2 protein-coding genes are annotated in these 1224 nt (G+C 40.8%); both read left to right on the forward strand.

The window, feature by feature from the left end:
- Positions 1–710, forward strand: a 710-nt coding sequence (locus VXQ92_RS19150) for a DHHA1 domain-containing protein (protein ID WP_416682866.1), incomplete at its 5' end; no start/stop codon positions are given.
- Between the two features lie 273 nt (positions 711–983).
- Positions 984–1224 (forward strand): Arm DNA-binding domain-containing protein (locus VXQ92_RS19155; protein WP_416682867.1); only part of this gene is annotated, 241 nt, incomplete at its 3' end.

The raw sequence follows: 1224 nt of genomic DNA on the forward strand, positions 1-1224 counted from the left end.
TCGGTGAAAAATACGGTGATGAAGTTCGTGTGCTCTCTATGGGCTCAGTCATTGACGAGAAAAACTTCTCAATCGAACTTTGTGGCGGTATTCACGTAAAACGTACAGGTGATATTGGTTTATTCAAAATCACTTCTGAAGGTGGTGTAGCTGCCGGCGTACGTCGTATTGAAGCAGTGACCGGTACTAAAGCATTAGAAGTAGTACAAAAAGCTGATCATGATATCCAGCACATTAATAGCTTATTAAAAGCACAGAAAGACCAAACGGTTGAGCGTGTACAAGCCAATGTAGAATTGGTTTCTGCATTACAAAAGCAGATTGAACAACTCAACCAAAAATTGGCAAACTTCCAAGCGGCTGATTTGATTGACCAAGTTCAAACTATTGCTGGTCGTCAAACGCTTATTACTACTGTTCAGGGTGTTGATGCCAAAGCGCTTCGCAACTTACATGACAGTGTAAAATCAAAATTAGAGAACGCAGTGATTGTGTTAGCAGGTGTAGAGGGTGACAAAGTCAGCCTGCTTGCATCAGTCGCGTCGCAATACACTGCAAATCTAAAAGCAGGTGACATCATCAAACATTTAGCGACCGAGTTAGGTGGTAAAGGTGGTGGTAAACCTGACTTAGCACAAGGTGGCGCGCCACTTAACGAGAAGTTTGGACAAGTTATGGCAGCATTACCTGCTTGGCTTGAACAAAAATAAGACTTCACTTTTTGTGTAACTGACCCTGACAAGCCTCTCAGGGTCATGGCTTATATGGAACAACTATGGCATTAATCGTTCAAAAGAATTAATGCCATTTAGCCACTCCAAGACATACTAAGACAAAAACTACAATAAAAGCCTTATTTCTCAATATTTCCCCCATTTTTAATATAGACACACTAAGACATTTTAGGACAGAATTATGTACACATACGTGTACATATTCGCACTTATCTCTTACTTGACCAAAATTATGTACACAGGTGGACTATGGCTTTAACTGAAGTGTGGCTAAAAGCTAATAACGGCAAGGCACGTGATAAGGTTGAAGAAATAGCAGATCGGGATTCAATGAGTGTCAGAATCTCACCTAAAGGTAAAATTGTATTCCAGTTGAGATATCGATTTGCTGGAAAAGCTGAACGCTTAGACTTGGGCACCTACCCTCATATGTCACTCAAAGATGCACGCATTAAAGCTGGTGAAATGCGGTCGCTTTTAGATAAAGGAA

Source organism: Acinetobacter sp. 228, assembly GCF_048147885.1.